14 protein-coding genes are annotated in these 16,889 nt (G+C 71.1%); 8 read left to right on the top strand and 6 right to left on the bottom strand.

Annotated features, from left to right (window positions below):
- The first annotated feature begins 68 nt into the window (after nucleotides 1–68).
- Nucleotides 69–1,607: a histidine ammonia-lyase gene (gene hutH, locus ABB07_RS14475; RefSeq protein WP_208903441.1), complete on the top strand. Its 1,539-nt coding sequence runs from the start codon at nucleotides 69–71 to the stop codon at nucleotides 1,605–1,607.
- Nucleotides 1,608–1,660: 53 nt separating this feature from the next.
- Here hutH and ABB07_RS14470 read toward each other — a convergent pair whose 3' ends face one another.
- A complete protein-coding gene (locus tag ABB07_RS14470; RefSeq protein ID WP_208899106.1) occupies nucleotides 1,661–2,437 on the bottom strand; it encodes a hypothetical protein in 777 nt (258 codons plus the stop codon).
- 42 nt (nucleotides 2,438–2,479) lie between these two features.
- Entirely contained in the window at nucleotides 2,480–2,815 is a 336-nt protein-coding gene (locus tag ABB07_RS14465) for an LPXTG cell wall anchor domain-containing protein (RefSeq protein WP_208899105.1), read from the bottom strand.
- Nucleotides 2,816–2,924: 109 nt separating this feature from the next.
- On the opposite strand from ABB07_RS14465, the gene ABB07_RS14460 reads away from it, so the two are divergent.
- The 5 genes from ABB07_RS14460 to ABB07_RS14440 all read left to right on the top strand — a co-directional run bounded on the left by ABB07_RS14460 (nucleotide 2,925) and on the right by ABB07_RS14440 (nucleotide 10,695).
- Nucleotides 2,925–3,269: a hypothetical protein gene (locus tag ABB07_RS14460; protein WP_208899104.1), complete on the top strand. Its 345-nt coding sequence runs from the start codon at nucleotides 2,925–2,927 to the stop codon at nucleotides 3,267–3,269.
- A gap of 220 nt (nucleotides 3,270–3,489) precedes the next feature.
- Nucleotides 3,490–4,737: a L,D-transpeptidase gene (locus tag ABB07_RS14455; RefSeq protein WP_208899103.1), complete on the top strand. Its 1,248-nt coding sequence runs from the start codon at nucleotides 3,490–3,492 to the stop codon at nucleotides 4,735–4,737.
- Nucleotides 4,738–4,883: 146 nt separating this feature from the next.
- Entirely contained in the window at nucleotides 4,884–6,341 is a 1,458-nt protein-coding gene (locus ABB07_RS14450) for an ABC transporter permease (protein ID WP_208899102.1), read from the top strand.
- A 143-nt stretch (nucleotides 6,342–6,484) separates the two neighbouring features.
- Nucleotides 6,485–7,168: an ABC transporter ATP-binding protein gene (locus ABB07_RS14445; RefSeq protein ID WP_208899101.1), complete on the top strand. Its 684-nt coding sequence runs from the start codon at nucleotides 6,485–6,487 to the stop codon at nucleotides 7,166–7,168.
- Nucleotides 7,169–7,455: 287 nt separating this feature from the next.
- Nucleotides 7,456–10,695 carry a S8 family peptidase gene (locus ABB07_RS14440; RefSeq protein ID WP_425264721.1) on the top strand — a complete coding sequence of 1,080 codons (3,240 nt, stop codon included), beginning with the start codon at nucleotides 7,456–7,458 and terminating at the stop codon, nucleotides 10,693–10,695.
- Between the two features lie 73 nt (nucleotides 10,696–10,768).
- Here the strand turns inward: ABB07_RS14440 and ABB07_RS14435 are convergent, their stop codons facing one another.
- Complete coding sequence (locus ABB07_RS14435) at nucleotides 10,769–11,680, bottom strand: helix-turn-helix domain-containing protein (RefSeq protein WP_208899100.1); 912 nt, start codon at nucleotides 11,678–11,680, stop codon at nucleotides 10,769–10,771.
- Between the two features lie 170 nt (nucleotides 11,681–11,850).
- On the opposite strand from ABB07_RS14435, the gene ABB07_RS14430 reads away from it, so the two are divergent.
- Nucleotides 11,851–12,891 carry an NAD(P)-dependent alcohol dehydrogenase gene (locus ABB07_RS14430; protein ID WP_208899099.1) on the top strand — a complete coding sequence of 347 codons (1,041 nt, stop codon included), beginning with the start codon at nucleotides 11,851–11,853 and terminating at the stop codon, nucleotides 12,889–12,891.
- A 382-nt stretch (nucleotides 12,892–13,273) separates the two neighbouring features.
- Here ABB07_RS14430 and ABB07_RS14425 read toward each other — a convergent pair whose 3' ends face one another.
- Together ABB07_RS14425 and ABB07_RS14420 are read right to left on the bottom strand one after the other, a co-directional pair.
- On the bottom strand, nucleotides 13,274–13,996 hold the full coding sequence (locus tag ABB07_RS14425; RefSeq protein WP_208899098.1) for a type 1 glutamine amidotransferase family protein: 723 nt from the start codon (nucleotides 13,994–13,996) through the stop codon (nucleotides 13,274–13,276).
- A 111-nt stretch (nucleotides 13,997–14,107) separates the two neighbouring features.
- Nucleotides 14,108–14,908, bottom strand: a complete 801-nt coding sequence (locus tag ABB07_RS14420) for an amidohydrolase family protein (RefSeq protein ID WP_208899097.1) — start codon at nucleotides 14,906–14,908, stop codon at nucleotides 14,108–14,110.
- Between the two features lie 102 nt (nucleotides 14,909–15,010).
- Here ABB07_RS14420 and ABB07_RS14415 point away from each other — a divergent pair, with 102 nt between their 5' ends.
- Complete coding sequence (locus ABB07_RS14415; protein WP_208899096.1) at nucleotides 15,011–15,367, top strand: MerR family transcriptional regulator; 357 nt, start codon at nucleotides 15,011–15,013, stop codon at nucleotides 15,365–15,367.
- A 247-nt stretch (nucleotides 15,368–15,614) separates the two neighbouring features.
- Here ABB07_RS14415 and ABB07_RS14410 read toward each other — a convergent pair whose 3' ends face one another.
- Nucleotides 15,615–16,733, bottom strand: coding sequence for a hypothetical protein (locus tag ABB07_RS14410; RefSeq protein WP_208899095.1), 1,119 nt, complete (start codon nucleotides 16,731–16,733; stop codon nucleotides 15,615–15,617).
- Between the last annotated feature and the right edge of the window lie 156 nt (nucleotides 16,734–16,889).

The following is a 16,889-nucleotide window of genomic DNA, read 5'->3' as shown; positions in this document are numbered from 1 at the left end:
GTAAGGGTCGCTCCCGTACTCCACTAGTGACATCACGGCATTCAATGCGTACGCTCCTGAATATGGATATGCACACTGTGGTGGTGGGGACGTCGGGTGTCACGGCGTCCGACGTGCTCGCCGTGGCGCGCGGCGGTGCCCGCGTCGAGCTGTCGGCCGAGGCGGTGACGGCCCTCGCGGCGGCCCGCGAGATCGTGGACGCGCTGGCGGCCAAGCCCGACCCGGTCTACGGCGTCTCGACCGGCTTCGGCGCCCTGGCGACCCGGCACATCAGCCAGGAACTGCGCGCCCAGCTGCAGCGCAACATCGTCCGCTCGCACGCCGCAGGCATGGGCCCGCGGGTCGAGCGCGAGGTCGTACGGGCGCTGATGTTCCTGCGGCTGAAGACCGTCTGCTCCGGACACACCGGCGTGCGGCCCGAGGTCGCGCAGACCATGGCCGACGTGCTCAACGCCGGGATCACCCCGGTCGTGCACGAGTACGGCTCCCTCGGCTGCTCCGGCGACCTGGCCCCGCTCTCCCACTGCGCCCTCGCCCTCATGGGGGAGGGTGACGCGGAGGGCCCCGACGGGGTCGTACGGCCCGCCGGTGAGCTGCTCGCCGCGCACGGCATCGAGCCGGTCGAACTGCGCGAGAAGGAGGGCCTGGCCCTCCTCAACGGCACCGACGGCATGCTCGGCATGCTGGTCATGGCCCTCGCCGACCTCGACACCCTCTACAAGTCCGCCGACGTCACCGCCGCCCTCAGCCTGGAGGCGCTGCTCGGCACGGACAAGGTCCTCGCGCCGGAGCTGCACGCCATCCGACCGCACCCGGGGCAGGGCGCCAGCGCCGCCAACATGCTGGCCGTGCTGAAGGGTTCGCAGCTCACCGGGCACCACCAGGACGACGCCCCCCGCGTCCAGGACGCCTACTCCGTGCGCTGCGCCCCGCAGGTCGCCGGTGCCGGGCGCGACACCATGGCGCACGCCCGGCTGGTCGCCGAGCGGGAGCTGGCCTCCGCCGTCGACAACCCGGTGGTGCTGCCCGACGGCCGCGTGGAGTCCAACGGCAACTTCCACGGCGCGCCCGTCGCCTACGTCCTGGACTTCCTCGCCATCGCCGCCGCCGACCTCGGCTCCATCGCCGAGCGCCGCACCGACCGGCTGCTGGACAAGAACCGCAGCCACGGGCTGCCGCCGTTCCTCGCCGACGACGCGGGTGTCGACTCCGGGCTGATGATCGCCCAGTACACGCAGGCCGCGCTGGTCAGCGAGATGAAGCGGCTCGCCGTACCGGCCTCCGCGGACTCCATCCCGTCCTCCGCCATGCAGGAGGACCACGTGTCCATGGGCTGGTCGGCCGCGCGCAAGCTGCGCACCGCCGTCGGCAACCTCACCCGGATCATCGCGATCGAGCTGTACGCCGCCACCCGCGCCATCGAGCTGCGCGAGGGTCTCGCCCCGGCGCCCGCCTCCCAGGCCGTGATCGAGGCCGTGCGCGCCGCCGGCGTGCAGGGTCCGGGCCCGGACCGGTTCCTGGCGCCCGACCTCGCCGCCGCCGACGCGTTCGTGCGCGGCGGGCACCTGGTCGCCGCGGTGGAGGCCGTCACCGGCCCGCTGCAGTAACGTCCCGGCAGGACGACAGGGGCCCCGCCGTGCGCGGGGCCCCTGTCGTCACGTCACTTCAGCTTGGCCTGCTGGGCCTTGACGACCTCCGGTGACACCGCGTACGCCTTCTTGTCCATCATCGCGCCCAGGTTCGACGTGAAGTAGACCGACAGGGTGGTCCCGGTCCGGACGACCTCGGCGTGGACGGGCGCCGGGTCCCCGTCGCCGGTGTCCATGGTCGCGGTGAACGCCACCGCCCCGTCCCCGGTGGCCGTGGCCTTCTCCTCGGCGACCTTGGTGAACTTCGTCCTCGTGCCCGCCTGCGCGGCGGGGAAGCCGCTCGCGCAGCCCTGCACGGCGGTGCGGACCGTGCCGAGCGCCTTCTCGGCGCCGGCCCCGTCGTACGAGGCCAGGGTGACCGTGGTGACGTCCCGGTCCAGGGACTTGTGGATCGCCTCCTCGAACTTCCCGTCGGCCAGGTCCTTCATGGAAGTCGCCTTGTCCGTGGGGTCCTTCGTCTGGTTCTCCGTGGCCAGCCGGTCGGTCTGCGCCGCCGCCTCGACCGGCGGGAGCCCGCTCATCACGCGGGCCAGCGGCCGGCACAGATCGCTCTGGGTCGTGATCGGCTTGGCGCGGGTGGCGGGCACCGGCGCCACCTTGTAGCCGGGCACCTCGCCCTGGGCGATGATCAGCTTCTTCAACTCCGCGGCGCCCAGCGCCTTCGCGGCCGTACCGGAGTCCTTCGCGTCCCCGCCCGAACCGCCGCCGGAACAGCCCGTGACAAGGGCGAACGACAGTGCACCAAGAACCGCGGCGGCGCACAGCCGTACGCCCGATGATCTCTTCATGGGCGCACTATGTGGGAACCGTCAAAGGCTCGTCAAGGGAAATTAAAAGCCCATGCGTTCGCGGCGCACCGAATACATGACGAAGCCCGCGCCCACGCCCAGGAAGAGGGTGCCGCCGACGACGTACGGCGTGGTGTCGATGCTTCCGGTGTCGGCGAGCTGGGTGTCGTCCGCCGCCTCCCGCGCGGTCTCCGCGGTCGCCTGCGTCACCGCCCTGGCCTGCTCGGTCAGGTGCGCGGCGGAGGTTTCCGCGTTCGCTCTCGCCGTGGCGTCCGCCTGGGAGTCCTGCGACGCGTTCGCGGACGGGACGAACCACAGGGCGCACAGCAGCGTGCCCGCGGCGGTGGCGGTCAGCAGCGGACGGCGAGCGGATGACACGGAATATCGATCCCCTTGTGACGCTGGCGAATTGGCCGTGGGGAGCGATGTTAGTGAAAGTCGCGGGTCACAGGAAAGTCACGGGTGGTTTCGGTCGTACGCTCGCGCCATGAACGCTGAAGAGACATCACGGTATGTACGGCTTCGAGTGGAGATCGTCCTCGAGGTGCAGGACGAGGACGAGGTGAGCAAGGCCGCGCTGCGCCGGCTCGCCGCCGATCCGGAGCTGCCCGCGGCGGAGCGGGCCCAGGCCGAGGGGGCTGTGACGGAAGACACCGCGGAGGCCCTGGCGTATCTCGTGGACCCGTTCGACCTGGTCAGCGAGGTGCCCGGGGTGGAGCTCCAGCAGGCGTCCTGGTCGAGTGAGCGGATCGACTACGACCCGGACTCGCCGGACTGGGACCTGGATGAGGAAGATGGAGCGGACGACGAAGAAGAGGACGGCATCGGCTGAGCGTCCCGGGGCACCCTGACCCCGGACGGCAACCGCCGTCCGGGGTTTCGTCGTTCCAGGGGGACGCACGGACCGACTCCCGTACCACCCGCGCACCGTGGACGTGGTGTGCCCCACAGATCCCCGGGATGTGGAACGGGACGGCATGGCCGGAGCGTTGACGGTTCCTACGGGGGTTCTCGGGGTTTTTGGCGACTCGGCAACGATGGAGAAGCGTGTGATGACGGACAGTAAGCGGCGCAAGGGCCTGATGGCCGCGTCCGCACTGCTCGGTGGTGTCCTGGCCCTCACGGGCTGTTCCGGCGGCGGCAAGGCCAAGGCGTCCGACCAGGGCGAATCCTCCCAGGCCCAGGCCGACGCAGCGGCGGCGAAGAAGTCCTCACAGGCGCAGATCACGATCACGCCGAAGGACGGCTCCGACAACGCCTCCATCAACAACTCCGCCGCCGTCACCGTCAGCAAGGGCACGCTCACCGGCGTCACGATGACCACCCAGGACGGCAAGGCCGTCGCCGGTCAGCTCTCCGCCGACCGGACGAGCTGGAAGCCCACCGTCCAGCTGCAGCGCTCCACCACCTACAAGGTCGCCGCCGAGGCCAAGGACTCCCAGGGCCGCATAGCCAACGAGAACGCGACCTTCACCACCGTCTCCCCGGCCAACAGCTTCATCGGCACCTTCACCCCGGAGGACGGCTCCACGGTCGGCGTCGGCATGCCGGTCTCGATCAACTTCGACAAGGCGATCACCAACAAGGCGGCCGTGCAGAAGGGCGTCACCATCACCTCCAGCAGCGGCCAGGAGGTCGCCTGCCACTGGTTCAACGCCAACCGCATGGACTGCCGCCCGGAGCAGTACTGGAAGGAAGGCTCCACCGTCACCCTGAAGCTCGCCCTCGACGGCGTCCAGGGCGGCCCCGGCATCACCGGCGTGCAGCAGAAGACGGTCACCTTCCACATCGGCCGCAACCAGGTCTCCTACGTCGACGCGAAGACCAAGCAGATGAAGGTCACGCAGGACGGCAAGGTCGTCAAGACCATCCCGATCTCCGCCGGCGCCCCCGAGCACACCACCTACGAGGGCCAGATGGTGATCTCGGAGAAGTTCAAGCAGACCCGGATGAACGGCGCGACCGTCGGCTTCAAGGACTCCGACGGCAAGGGCGAGTACGACATCAAGGACGTGCCGCACGCCATGCGCCTGACCACCTCCGGCACCTTCATCCACGGCAACTACTGGGGCGCGCCGTCCGTCTTCGGCAACGTCAACACCAGCCACGGCTGTGTCGGCCTGCAGGACGCCAAGGGCGCCGGCGACCCGAACACCCCGGCCGCCTGGTTCTACAGCCACTCCCTGATCGGTGACGTGGTCGTCGTCCAGAACACCGGCGACAAGACCGTCGCCCCGGACAACGGCCTCAACGGCTGGAACATGAACTGGGCCCAGTGGAAGGCCGGCTCGGCCGTCTGACGGTCCGTCCACAGCTCCCCGGTGCCGCCCCCTCAGAGGGCGGCACCGGCGTTTCCGGGCCCTCCATGGGCCCGGCCACGGCCTTCTCATGCATCTCTTATGCCGGGCTCAGGGTGCCGTCACGGGGCGTCCCTAGCTTGCCGGCCATGTTCTTCACCTACCTGAGGCGCGAACTGCGCCGCCGCAGAAAGGCGGCCCTCGTCGTCGCCTCCGGCCTCGCGCTGGGCATCGCGCTGGTCATCGTGGTCAACTCCGTGTCGAGCGGCATGGGCAAGGCCCAGGACAAGGTCCTGCAGTCGCTGTACGGCCTGGGTACGGACATGACCGTCACCAAGGCGCAGACGCCGAGCGGAAGCAGCTCGCAGCGGCCCCGCTTCCGGTTCGACGCGAAGGGCAGCGACGACACGTCCACCCAGAGCAGCGACCGGGTCATGGTGCAGGGCTTCACCACCCTGTCCGCCTCGACCGTCTCCAAGGTCGCAGGCCAGCAGGGCGTGTCGACCGCCGTGGGCGGGCTGAACCTCAACGTGTTCAAGGTCAGCGGCCAGTTCACCCGCGGCCAGTTCCAGCAGAACGGCGGGGGTGCCGGCGGGTTCCAGCGCGGTGGCGGCACGGGGCAGCCGCAGGGCGAAGTGAAGGGCGGCGGCGCCGACTTCGACATCAACCAGTACACCGTCTTCGGCACGGACGTCACCCGGACCGGCGTCGGCCCGCTGAGCTCCTCGAAGATCACCAGCGGCCGTACCTTCAGGACCACCGAGACGAACGCCGCGGTGGCCGTGGCCGACTCGGCGTACGCCAAGGAGAAGAAGTACAAGGTCGGTTCGACCGTCACCGTCAAGGGCACCAAGTTCACCGTGGTCGGCATCGCCACCGCCGACAGCGGCGACTCGGCGGCCAACCTGTACATCCCGCTGAAGCGGGCGCAGACCCTCGCCGACGAGAAGGACAAGGTCACCACGATCTACGTCAAGGCGACCGACTCCCAGAAGATCGACTCCGTCAAGAGCGCCATCCAGAAGAACGTCTCCGGTACGACGGTCACCACCTCCTCCGACCTGGCGAAGACGGTCTCCGGATCCCTGTCCACCGCGTCCTCCCTGGCCACCAAGGTCGGCACGTGGCTGTCCATCGCGGTGCTCGTGGCCGCGTTCCTGGTCGCCGGCCTGCTGACCTCCTCCGCGGTCTCCCGCCGCGTCCGCGAGTTCGGCACGCTGAAGGCGCTGGGCTGGAAGTCGGGCCGGGTGACCCGGCAGGTGGTCGGCGAGGCCGTGGTCAACGGCCTGGTCGGCGGCGCCCTCGGCATCGCCCTGGGCCTCGCGGGCGCGTACGCGGTCACGGCGATCAGCCCCACGCTGCAGGCCCAGCTGGGCGGCGGCGGTGGCGGCTTCGGCGGCGGTCCCGGTGCCGGTGGCGGTGGCTTCGGCGGGCCGGGGCGACAGACGGCCAGGACTCTGGAGGTGGCCCTCACGGCACCGGTGAGCGTGACGACGATCGCCCTGGCGGTGGCCCTGGCAGTGGCGGGCGGCCTCATCGCGGGCGCCTTCGGCGGCTGGCGCGCGTCGCGGCTCCGTCCGGCGGATGCACTGCGCCGAATCGAGTAGTTGACGTCGGCTGCTGCGGCGGCGCTACGAAGCCGACGGCACTGCAACTCCCTAGGGGCGCGGGGAACTGCGCGACCAGCCCCCACTCACCCGCAGCTGACAACAAGCTCACCACCCCCGAACCCTCCCCAGGAGCCACCCCCGTGTACGAACTCAGAAACGTCACCAAGCGCTACACCCGAGGCAAGGACACCGTTCACGCCCTCGACGGAGTCGACCTGACCATCGCCGACGGAGACCGGCTCGTCATCCAAGGCCCCACCGGCGGCGGAAAGTCCACGCTCCTGCAGATGCTCGGCGGCCTCGACCGGCCGACCTCGGGCGAAGTCGTCCTGGACGGCACCGACCTGGCCGAGCTCGGTGAGGCCCGGCTGACCAGGGTCCGCAGCGAGAACATCGGCTTCGTCTTCCAGTCCTTCAACCTCATCCCCACGCTCACCGCACAGGAGAACGTCGAGACGGCCCTCGTACCGCTCGGCATCAAGGTCAGGGAACGCCGTGAACTCGCCGCCGACGCGCTGAAGTCCGTCGGTCTCGGTGAGCGCCTCTCCCACCTCCCCGGCGAGATGTCCGGAGGACAGCAGCAGCGCGTCGCCATCGCCCGGGCCGTGGTGAAGAAGCCCAAGGTGCTGCTGGCCGACGAGCCGACCGGCAACCTCGACGAGGGCATGCGGGACGAGATCATGGACGTACTCGAACGCCTGTGGAAGGAGCACGGGCTGACCTTCATCATGGTCACCCACGACTCCGCGATCGCGAAGAAGGCCCCGCGGCTGGCCACCATCCGCAAGGGAAAGATCACGGTAAGGGAGAACGCCGGTGCCTGATCCCGCAGTTGTGTAACGGCGGTCCGGCCGCGGCGTAACAGTTTTCCGTCATCATTTCTTACCGTCCTCTCGTCTATTGAGCCGTCTGATCACCCCCCGGCATACTCTGCGTGACCCCGGGGGGGGGGTTGACGTTCGACGACGTTCACATCCACGACCTCCCCCCGGCCGGGCGACGGGGAATTCGCCCGGTACTCCATCTCCAGGGGGAGAACTTGCGCAGACAAGTGAAAAGAGCTGCTGCGGCCAGTGTCGCCACGGCCGCAGCCGTCGCCCTCGCAGCGGGTATGACCAGCCCGGCGTCGGCGAAACCCGCGGTGCCCACCACGGCCGCCGCCTCCGCGCTCACCGCCGAGACCCATGTCACGCTCATCACCGGTGACCGTGTCGCCCTCGACGCCAAGGGCCGGATCGTCGGCCTTCAACGGGCCAGGGGCCGCGAGCACATACCCGTCCAGATCCGCAGGACCGAGGGGCACACGCTGGTCGTGCCGGTCGACGCGGCCCACCTGGTCGCCTCCGGCAAGCTGGACCAGCGCCTGTTCGACGTCACCGAGCTGAACAAGGCGGCCACCCGCCGGGCCCAGAAGAACGGCCTGAAGGTCATCGTCGGCTACCACGGGACCGCCGCGGCCGCCAGGGCCGGCGTCCGGGGCGCGGGCCATCTGCGGCGCACCCTGGGCGCCCTCGACGCCGATGCCGTACAGACGCCGGTCGATGACACCGCCGCGCTCTGGCACGCCGTCACCCACGGGGACGACACCGCCTCCGGCATCGCGCACGTCTGGCTCGACGGCGTCCGCAAGGCCTCCCTCGACAAGTCCGTGCCGCAGATCGGCGCCCCGGTCGCCTGGAAGGCCGGATACACCGGCAAGGGCGTGAAGGTCGCCGTCCTGGACACCGGCGTGGACACCAGCCACCCGGACCTCAAGGACCAGGTGATCGCGTCCAAGAACTTCTCCGGCGCCGCCGACGCCACCGACCACTACGGGCACGGCACCCACGTCGCCTCGATCGTGGCGGGCACCGGCGCCAAGTCGGGCGGCAAGTACAAGGGTGTCGCTCCCGACGCCAGGATCCTCAACGGCAAGGTCCTCGACGACACCGGCTCCGGTGACGACTCCGGCATCCTCGCCGGCATGGAGTGGGCGGCCCAGCAGGGCGCCTCCGTCGTCAACCTCAGCCTCGGCGGCTACGACAGCCCCGGCATCGACCCGCTCGAGGCCGAGGTGAACAAGCTGTCCGCCACCAAGGGCATCCTGTTCGCGATCGCCGCGGGCAACGACGGCCCGCAGTCGATCGGCTCGCCGGGCAGCGCGGACGCCGCGCTCACCGTCGGCGCCGTCGACAAGAAGGACAAGCTCGCCGACTTCTCCTCCACCGGCCCGCGCCTCGGCGACTACGCCATCAAGCCGGACGTCACCGCGCCCGGCGTGGACATCACCGCCGCCGCGGCCAAGGGCAGCGTCATCGACCAGGAGGTCGGCGAGAAGCCCGAGGGCTACCTGACCATCTCCGGCACCTCGATGGCCACCCCGCACGTCGCGGGCGCCGCCGCGATCCTGAAGCAGGAGCACCCCGACTGGGGCTACGCCGAGCTGAAGGGCGCGCTGACCGGCTCCGCCAAGGGCGGCAACTACACGCCGTACCAGCAGGGTTCGGGCCGTATCGCGGTGGACAAGGCCTACCGGCAGACCGTCGTCGCCGACCCGGTGTCGGTGAACTTCGGGCTGCAGCAGTGGCCGCACACCGACGACAAGCCGGTCACCAAGAAGGTGACGTACCGCAACCTCGGCGACAAGGACGTCACGCTCACCCTGAGCAGCACCGCCCTCGACCCCAAGGGCCACGCGGCACCGTCGGGCCTCTTCACGCTCGGCGCGACCAGGCTGACGGTCCCCGCGCACGGCAAGGCCTCCGTCGCCCTCACCGCGAACACCAGGCTGGGCGGCACCCTGGACGGCGCCTACTCCGCGTACGTCACCGCGACCGGCGCCGGCCAGACGGTCCGCACGGCCGCCGCGGTGCAGCGCGAGGTGGAGTCGTACGACGTCACCGTGAAGGTCATCGGCCGTGACGGCAAGCCGGGCAGGTACTACACCGCCGACCTCAGCGGTGTGTCCGGCCTGGCGAGCGGCACGCAGGTGAGCCCGTACGACCCGTCCGGCACGGTGAAGGCGCGCCTGCCGAAGGGCACGTACCTGCTCAACTCCGCGGTCTTCGTGGACAAGAACGGCACCAAGGGCACCGACTGGATCGTCCAGCCGAAGCTGACCGTCGCCAAGAAGCAGACCCTCACGATCGACGCGCGCAGGGCCAGGCCGGTGGACATCACCGTCCCGGCCGCGGGGGCCAGGTCGCAGTTCGCCTCCCCCGGGTACTCCCTGACGCTCGGCGACAGCGAGTACAGCTACAGCTGGTTCCTGGACTCGTACAGGAACTTCCGCACCGCCCACCTGGGCCCGCGGCTGCCCGCCGGCCGGCTGTTCCAGCAGTGGGACGGCCACTGGAGCAAGGGGGCGGACCAGGAGTACGACGTGACCTCCGGCGGCCCCGTCAAGCAGCTCGCCACCGGCTACACCAAGCACTGGAAGGCGAGTGAGCTGGCCACCGTCAAGGCCCGGCTCGGCGCGTCCGCGCGCGGCAAGACCGGCGCGATCTCCGCGACCGGCTGGCTGCCCGGCAGCTCCGGAGCCTCCTCGATCGAGATCCCGCAGCAGCTGCCCGGTGACCGCACCCTGCATCTGTCCGCCGGCGGCGGCGTCCTGTGGAACCTGGACTTCAGCCAGTACGGCGGACGCGACCAGGACGGCTTCCCGATCCAGGACGCCGGCTACACGCTCGGCCAGTCCTCCTACAGGGCGGGCCACAGCTACACGAAGACGGTCAACACCGCGGTCTTCGGCCCGCACCTCGACAAGGACCTCGGGCTGTTCCGCACCGGCAACGAGATCTACGGGGCGCTGCCGCTGTTCGCCGACTCCGCCCGGCACGCCGGGTACTCGGAGTTCACCTCGGTGAACACCACCCTGTACCGCGACGGCGCCAAGGTCGGCTCCACCGAGGACCCGCTGTTCGGCGACGAGACCTTCAAGGTCCCGGCCGGTGACGCCGCGTACCGGCTGACCACCTCGGTCAGGCGCTCGGCGAAGGTCGCCCAGGCCTCCTCGCGGATCGACGCGACCTGGACCTTCCGCTCCAGGAAGACGTCCGGCACCGCCAGCCGGCTCCCGGCCTCCGTCCTGCACTACGGCGTCACGACCGGCCTGGACAGCCGGGTCCCGGCCGGGAAGACGATCACCTTCCCGGTCACCGTCGAGGGCTCCGCCGCGGGCGGCAACCTGAAGTCCCTCGCGGTGTACGTCTCCTACGACGGCAGGACCTTCACGAAGGCCGACGTCCGAGGCGGCAGGATCACCGTCAAGAACCCGGCGAAGGGCAAGTCCCTCTCCTTCCGCTCCGTGATCACGGACAAGAAGGGCAACACGTCCGAGATCACGATCTACGACGCGTACTTCGGCCAGTGAGCCGCAGCGCCCGCTGAACGAGCGAGGGGCACCCGGAGCACAGGCTCCGGGTGCCCCTTCGTCGTAGGAGGGCCTACGCCGACGGCACCGCGCGGGTCGCGTCCGTGCCCCAGCTGGCCAGCAGACGCAGCGAGTCGGCGGACGGGGAGCCCGGCTCGGCGTGGTAGGTGACCAGGCACTGGTCCGCGTCGCCGGCCAGGCGGAAAGACTCCCAGTTCAGGGAGAGGTCGCCGACCAGCGGGTGGTGCAGGCGCTTGACGCCATGGCTCTTCTCCTTGACGTCGTGCGTCGCCCACAGCCGACGGAACTCCTCGCTCTTGACGGAGAGTTCACCGACCAGCGCCGACAGCCTCGGGTCGTCCGGACAGCAGCCCGCGTCCATGCGCAGGGCGCAGACGATGTCGATCGCCTTCTGCTCCCAGTCGACGAACAGCTCGCGGTACTCCGGGCGCAGGAACGTCAGACGTGCCCAGTTCCGCTCCGCCGCCGGCAGTTCCGCCCAGTCACCGAAGAGCGCCGCCGCCATCCGGTTCCAGGCGAGGATCTCCGAGCGGCGCCCGACGATGTACGCCGGTACGCCGTCCATCGTGTCCAGCAGCTGCCGCAGCGCGCCCCGGACCTGCTGCTGCCGTGCCGCCGGCTTCTTCTTGTGCGACTTCGGCTTGGCCAGATGCGTCAGATGCGCGTGCTCGGCGTCCGACAGCCTCAGCGCCCGGGCGATCGAGTCCAGGACCTCCGCCGAGACGTTCCGCCCGTTGCCCTGTTCCAGCCGGGTGTAGTACGCCACCGACACCCCGGCCAGCTGTGCCAGCTCCTCGCGGCGCAGCCCCGGCACCCGACGGTGCCGGCCGAACTCCGGCAGCCCCACGTCCTCCGGCTTCAGCCGGGCCCGCCTGCTGCGCAGGAACTCGCTCAGCTCGGCCCGCCGGTCCAGCGGCCGTCCGGCGGCCGCCGCGGCCCGCGGTGCTGAGTCCCTGTGCTCCATACGTCCAGTATTCCCGGTCGTACGTGCACGAGCCTGACCCCGCCAGTGGTAGGCACAGCGGTCGTACGCAAAGGCGTGGTCTGGGTGGCCGGCCCGGATCGCGGCAGGCTGGGGCCGTACCCGGTCGGAAGGCAACCGGGCACGGAACACCTGCTAGGAGAACCCCCGGCATGACCACTGTTGCTGCGTATGCCGCGCCCGCCGCGAAGGCTCCGCTGGAGCGGACCACCATCGAGCGGCGCGCGGTCGGCGAGTTCGACGTCCTGATCGACATCAAGTTCGCCGGCATCTGCCACTCCGACATCCACCAGGCCCGCGAGGGCTGGGGCGAGGCCATCTTCCCGATGGTGCCCGGCCACGAGATCGCGGGTGTGGTCTCCGAGGTCGGCCCCGGTGTGACGAGGTTCGCCGTCGGCGACCGGGTGGGCGTCGGCTGCATGGTCGACTCCTGCCGTGAGTGCGAGAACTGTCTGAGGGGTCTGGAGCAGTTCTGCCTCAAGGGCATGGTCGGCACGTACAACGCCGTCGGCAGGGAGGGCGAGCCCACCTACGGCGGCTACTCCGAGAAGATCGTCGTCGACGAGAACTACGTCGTGCGCATCCCCGACGGCCTGTCGCTGGACGTGGCGGCCCCGCTGCTCTGCGCCGGCATCACCACCTACTCGCCGCTCAAGCACTGGAACGCGGGCCCCGGCAAGAAGGTCGCCGTGGTCGGCCTGGGCGGCCTCGGCCACATGGCCGTCAAGATCGCGCACGCGATGGGCGCCGAGGTGACCGTCCTCTCGCAGTCCCTGCGCAAGAAGGACGACGGCCTGAAGCTGGGTGCCGACCACTACCACGCCACCAGCGACCCGAAGACCTTCGAGGAGCTGGCCGGCACCTTCGACCTGATCGTCTCCACCGTCTCGGCACCGATGGACTTCGGCGCGCTGCTGTCGCTGCTGAAGGTGGACGGCGCGCTGGTGAACGTGGGCGCCCCCGAGGAGCCCATCTCCCTCAACCTGTTCTCGGTGATCGGCGGCCGCAAGACCCTCGCGGGCTCGATGATCGGCGGTATCGCCGAGACCCAGGAGATGCTCGACTTCTGCGCCGAGCACACCCTGGGCGCCGAGATCGAGCTGATCAGCGCCGCGGAGATCAACGAGGCGTACGAGCGGGTCCTGTCGAGCGACGTCCGCTACCGCTTCGTGATCGACACGGCGACGATCTGATCTTCCGGGTCGTGATCGGTACGGCGGTCATCTGGTCTTCCGGGTCGTGATCGGCGCGGCGGGCATCTGCCGTGCCGATTCGGAGAGCGGTCGGGCAGGCGCAGCCGGTGCGGGCCGCCGACCAGCGGTGGTGAGCGCGCCGGCTGGTGTCTCCAGTGGCACCGGCCGGGGCTTGTCGCGAGGCCGGCGGCCACCCACACTGCTGCACCCGTCGGCGGCGGGCACAGCAGCCGCGGTGTGCGGGTGCGCGTGCGGATGTGGGAGCGGGTGTGGGTGCGAGTTCCGGGTGACGCGGCTGGGTGGCTGAGGTGCGGTCAGCCGCCGAAGCCGACCGGCCCGGCCGCACCGGTCGCTGGGCCGGCGCGGACGGCACCGGGCGCGGTCAGGCCTGGTCGATCGCGAAGCCCTCTCCGGCGCGGTAGGACCGCACGAGCGCACCCCCGTCCCCGCCCGGCCGTACCACATGGGCGCGGCCCAGACCCGCCACCCGGACCTCGCCGTCCACCACGTGGAGCAGGGTGCTCTCGTCCACGGCGACCCCGTACGGCGCCGCGCCGCGCCCGACCACCGCGATCAGCCGCGCGAGCGTGCCCCACTGGGCGGCGTGGACGTCCACCGCGAACGGCACCAGTCCGAGCCCCGCCCGCACCTCGACCTCCGCCAGGTCCTCCCCGGTCTCCTCCGGGCACACCGGCACCCCGTCCACCAGCCACCCGCCGACCACGGCCCGCCGCGCGGCGACGGCGGCACCGGCGGAGAACCCGGCATACGGCATCCCGCGCCCGGCGAGCAGCGCCGGCAGCCGGTCCAGACAGTCGCCGAGCGCCTCCTGGTACGCGGGCGTCAGCCCACCGCACACCAGCAGCCCGTCGACCCCGGCCAACGCCGCCTCCGGCTCGAACCGGCCGCCGAGCGGCACGAGCAGCGGCACGGGCGTGCCGGCCCCCGCCTTCCGCAGCACCTCGGCGTACCGCTCGAACTGCGCCGCCCCGTCCCCCTCGTCGAGGATCAGGCACCCGATGCGCCGGTCCCCTCCGACCGCACGGACGAACGGCTCGTACACCTCGGCCGTGTCCCATCCTCCACCGATCAGAAACGTGTCCATCGCTCTCCTCCCCCTTGCTGTACGGCTTGCCGGCAGCTCGCGTGGCTCCCTGGCTTCCGCGGCTTCGCGGACGGTGAATGTACGGGGGAGGGCCCGCCCCCGTCGCCGGATTTACCCGGCCCGCCCCGCGAGCCCCAGCAGTCCGGCCGCGTTGCCGCCGAGGACGCGCTCTTGGAGCTCGGGGGAATCCGTCGCCCGCTCCACCATCGCGCGAGCCACGACCGGGTCGCCGTAGGGCGCGTCGGAGCCGAAGAGGGTGCGCTCGGGGAGTGCACGGACGGCGAGCCGTACGGCGATGACCAGGAAGGCGGTGGACAGCTCCAGGTACATGCCGGGCGTGTCCCGGACCAGCTCGACGGCCTCCATCCAGTGCAGGCCGCCCAGTTGGCTGACGACGAGGGGGACGCGGGGGTGGCGGCGGGAGAGGGCGGCGAGCGTGCGCAGGTCCTCGGCGGTGGTGGGGGCGAACCCGTGCACGACGACCGGCAGCCCGCCGTGATCGGCGGCCGCCCGCAGCACCGGCTCCAGCCGGCCCGCCCGCCCCGGGGCGGGCGTCAGCTCACCGATGCCGTGCAGCCCCCGCCCCACCACGTCCTCGGCGACGGCCCGCTCCACCTGGGCGTCCGGCAGCTCCAGGGGCACGGAGCCGAATCCGAGGAACCGGTCCGGATGGTCCGCGACCGCCGCGCTCACCTCGTCCAGGGCACCGGCGAAGGCCTCGCGCGATCCGTCCGTCCCGCCGAGCGCGCCGTCGAGCACGGCGAACTCACGGCGCAGGCCCGCCAGATCGGTGGCGCGCTCGGGGTGGGGGCGAGTGGGGAACAGGACGGCCTTGTCGACGCCGGCGGCGTCGAGGGCCTCCAGGTGAAGACGGACGGGGTCGTGCACATGCCCGTGCGCATCGATGATCATCTCTCTCCTCCGGGACGCGGAATAGTGATCGCCGGGGGAGAGTTGCAGCCTGACACGGTGAGAGGGTCAAGCGGCACGCGGAGCGGGAGGGGGCGGCGGGGGATGCTGATCGGTGAACTCTCCGCCCGCACCGGCACGAGCCCCCGCCTCCTGCGTCACTACGAACGCACCGGCCTGCTGTCCCCGCGCCGCCGCGCCAACGGCTACCGCGAGTACACGGAGGCCGACGTCCCCCGGGTCCGGCGCATCCGCACCCTCCTCGCGGCGGGCCTGCCGACCCGGGTGGTCGCCGCTCTGCTGCCCTGCACCGCCGACGACTCCACGTCCGGCCCCACCCTCGCCCCGTGCCCCGGCGTCCCCGAGGCCCTGCGCCACCGGCTGGCCGAACTCGACGAGCGAGCCGCCCGGCTGGAGACCGAGCGCACCGAACTCCGCCGACTGCTCGCAGAGCTGACCTGAGCCACGTCCGGCCCGGGTGAGCGCATCGGCGGATCAGGGGACCGAAGGGCCGCCGGCGGAGTTCGCGGCCCTGAGACAGGAGATCATTCAGCGACAGGCCACTCGGGTCTGACCGTGACGGCTCTGTGCTTCCTGCTGTTGTGGCGAACCGCCAGGTCGGCGCGGGATCCCGGCCCGAGCCGCCGCGTCCATCCGCCGGAACCGCGTCGTGAGCCGCTGGACTGACGGTCGGGGGCCGGGGTGCCGGTCAGCCGGGGAGGGTGGCCGGGCTGCCGCCGTTGGCCTCGTAACCGGCCACCGCCAGGGCGCGGTAGAGGGCGAACTCGGCGGCCGGGTCGGCGGACAGGGTCCAGGGCAGCGCCCCGACGTGCCCGTCGACGTGTATCAGCTGGTGCATGGCCTCCTGCCAGCGCTCGGCGCGGACCAGGAAGAAGATCAGCAGATGGCGGACGTGCGCGAGCATCGGGTCGTCGGGGCGGGCCGAGTGCACCGCGTGCAGGGCGCCGTGCATCGCCTTGGTGACGACCTCGCTCTGGTAGAAGCTCGCCACCAGGTTCACCTCGGGGAGGTGCTCGAAGACCGCGAACAGGGGCAGCGCGGCGAGCAGTGAGCCCTGCGGTGCGCGGGCCGCGGCGGCCTCGGCGAAGGAGTACGCCTGCTCGCGCGAACCGTGCCACTTCTCGCACCAGTAGTGCAGCGCGGCCAGATGCGCGCCCATGTGATGCGGGGCGCGGTCGAGGATCTTCAGCCACAGCTGGTCGAACTCGTCCTGGGAATAGGCGAGTCCACGGGCAATGGACAGCTCGACGATGTACGGCACCGGGTCGCCGGGAGCGAGCAGGGCGGCCTGTGCGCACGCGTCCCGGGCCTCCTCCATGATGATCCGGAAGTCGTCCGTGCCCGGCGTCGAGGTCCGCCAGGCCTGCTGGACCAGGAACTCCGCGTAGACGGCGGCGCAGCCCGCGTCCTTGGGCTGCTCGGCCCGCCACACCCGAAGCCACTGGCCGCCCGGCGTCTCGTGTATCCCGCCGGGCCGCTGCTGCAGCTCCAGCGCGGCCGCGCCCGCGAAGGCCTGCACGCGCTGCCAGCGCGGCTCGCCCTCGGTCTCGGTGCCGGCCAGCAGCTGGGAGGCCGCGTGATAGTCCTGCGTGCGCTGCACCAACTCCAGGACGTCCAGCAGGTCCTGGTCCGGGCCCGGCATGCGCAGGTCCAGCTCCTCCTGGCGCATGAAGCCGTAGGCCGCCGGATCGGCGGCGTCGGGGTGTCCCGGGGGAACCTGCTCGATCACGCCGCGCCTGCGCCGCATGACCGACAGCAGCACGAAGCTCAGCATGAGCAGCGCCATGAGCAGCCAGAGAATCGACATGCCCCAAGCGAACCAGACGCCGCCGACAATTGGCCAACCCCGCCACGAGGCTGTGGAAAACTCCGGGGCTGTTCATGACAGGGCAACGCCACAGGGCAAGGACGCAGGGCGAGGACGCAGGGAGAGGACGCAGGGCGAGCAAGGGTGAGGGGAAAC

It is taken from the genome of Streptomyces incarnatus, assembly GCF_001027185.1.
GTDB lineage: Bacteria > Actinomycetota > Actinomycetes > Streptomycetales > Streptomycetaceae > Streptomyces > Streptomyces puniciscabiei.
This window is presented reverse-complemented; position numbering and strand designations above follow the sequence as displayed.

Excerpts from the sequence above, each read along its gene's own strand:
- hutH (WP_208903441.1), top strand. The coding sequence starts at position 69 with ATGCACACTGTGGTGGTGGGGACGTCGGGTGTCACGGCGTCCGACGTG.
- ABB07_RS14470 (WP_208899106.1), bottom strand. The coding sequence starts at position 2,437 with ATGAAGAGATCATCGGGCGTACGGCTGTGCGCCGCCGCGGTTCTTGGT.
- ABB07_RS14460 (WP_208899104.1), top strand. The coding sequence starts at position 2,925 with ATGAACGCTGAAGAGACATCACGGTATGTACGGCTTCGAGTGGAGATC.
- ABB07_RS14455 (WP_208899103.1), top strand. The coding sequence starts at position 3,490 with ATGACGGACAGTAAGCGGCGCAAGGGCCTGATGGCCGCGTCCGCACTG.
- ABB07_RS14450 (WP_208899102.1), top strand. The coding sequence starts at position 4,884 with ATGTTCTTCACCTACCTGAGGCGCGAACTGCGCCGCCGCAGAAAGGCG.
- ABB07_RS14440 (WP_425264721.1), top strand. The coding sequence starts at position 7,456 with ATGACCAGCCCGGCGTCGGCGAAACCCGCGGTGCCCACCACGGCCGCC.
- ABB07_RS14435 (WP_208899100.1), bottom strand. The coding sequence starts at position 11,680 with ATGGAGCACAGGGACTCAGCACCGCGGGCCGCGGCGGCCGCCGGACGG.
- ABB07_RS14430 (WP_208899099.1), top strand. The coding sequence starts at position 11,851 with ATGACCACTGTTGCTGCGTATGCCGCGCCCGCCGCGAAGGCTCCGCTG.
- ABB07_RS14425 (WP_208899098.1), bottom strand. The coding sequence starts at position 13,996 with ATGGACACGTTTCTGATCGGTGGAGGATGGGACACGGCCGAGGTGTAC.
- ABB07_RS14420 (WP_208899097.1), bottom strand. The coding sequence starts at position 14,908 with ATGATCATCGATGCGCACGGGCATGTGCACGACCCCGTCCGTCTTCAC.
- ABB07_RS14415 (WP_208899096.1), top strand. The coding sequence starts at position 15,011 with ATGCTGATCGGTGAACTCTCCGCCCGCACCGGCACGAGCCCCCGCCTC.
- ABB07_RS14410 (WP_208899095.1), bottom strand. The coding sequence starts at position 16,733 with ATGTCGATTCTCTGGCTGCTCATGGCGCTGCTCATGCTGAGCTTCGTG.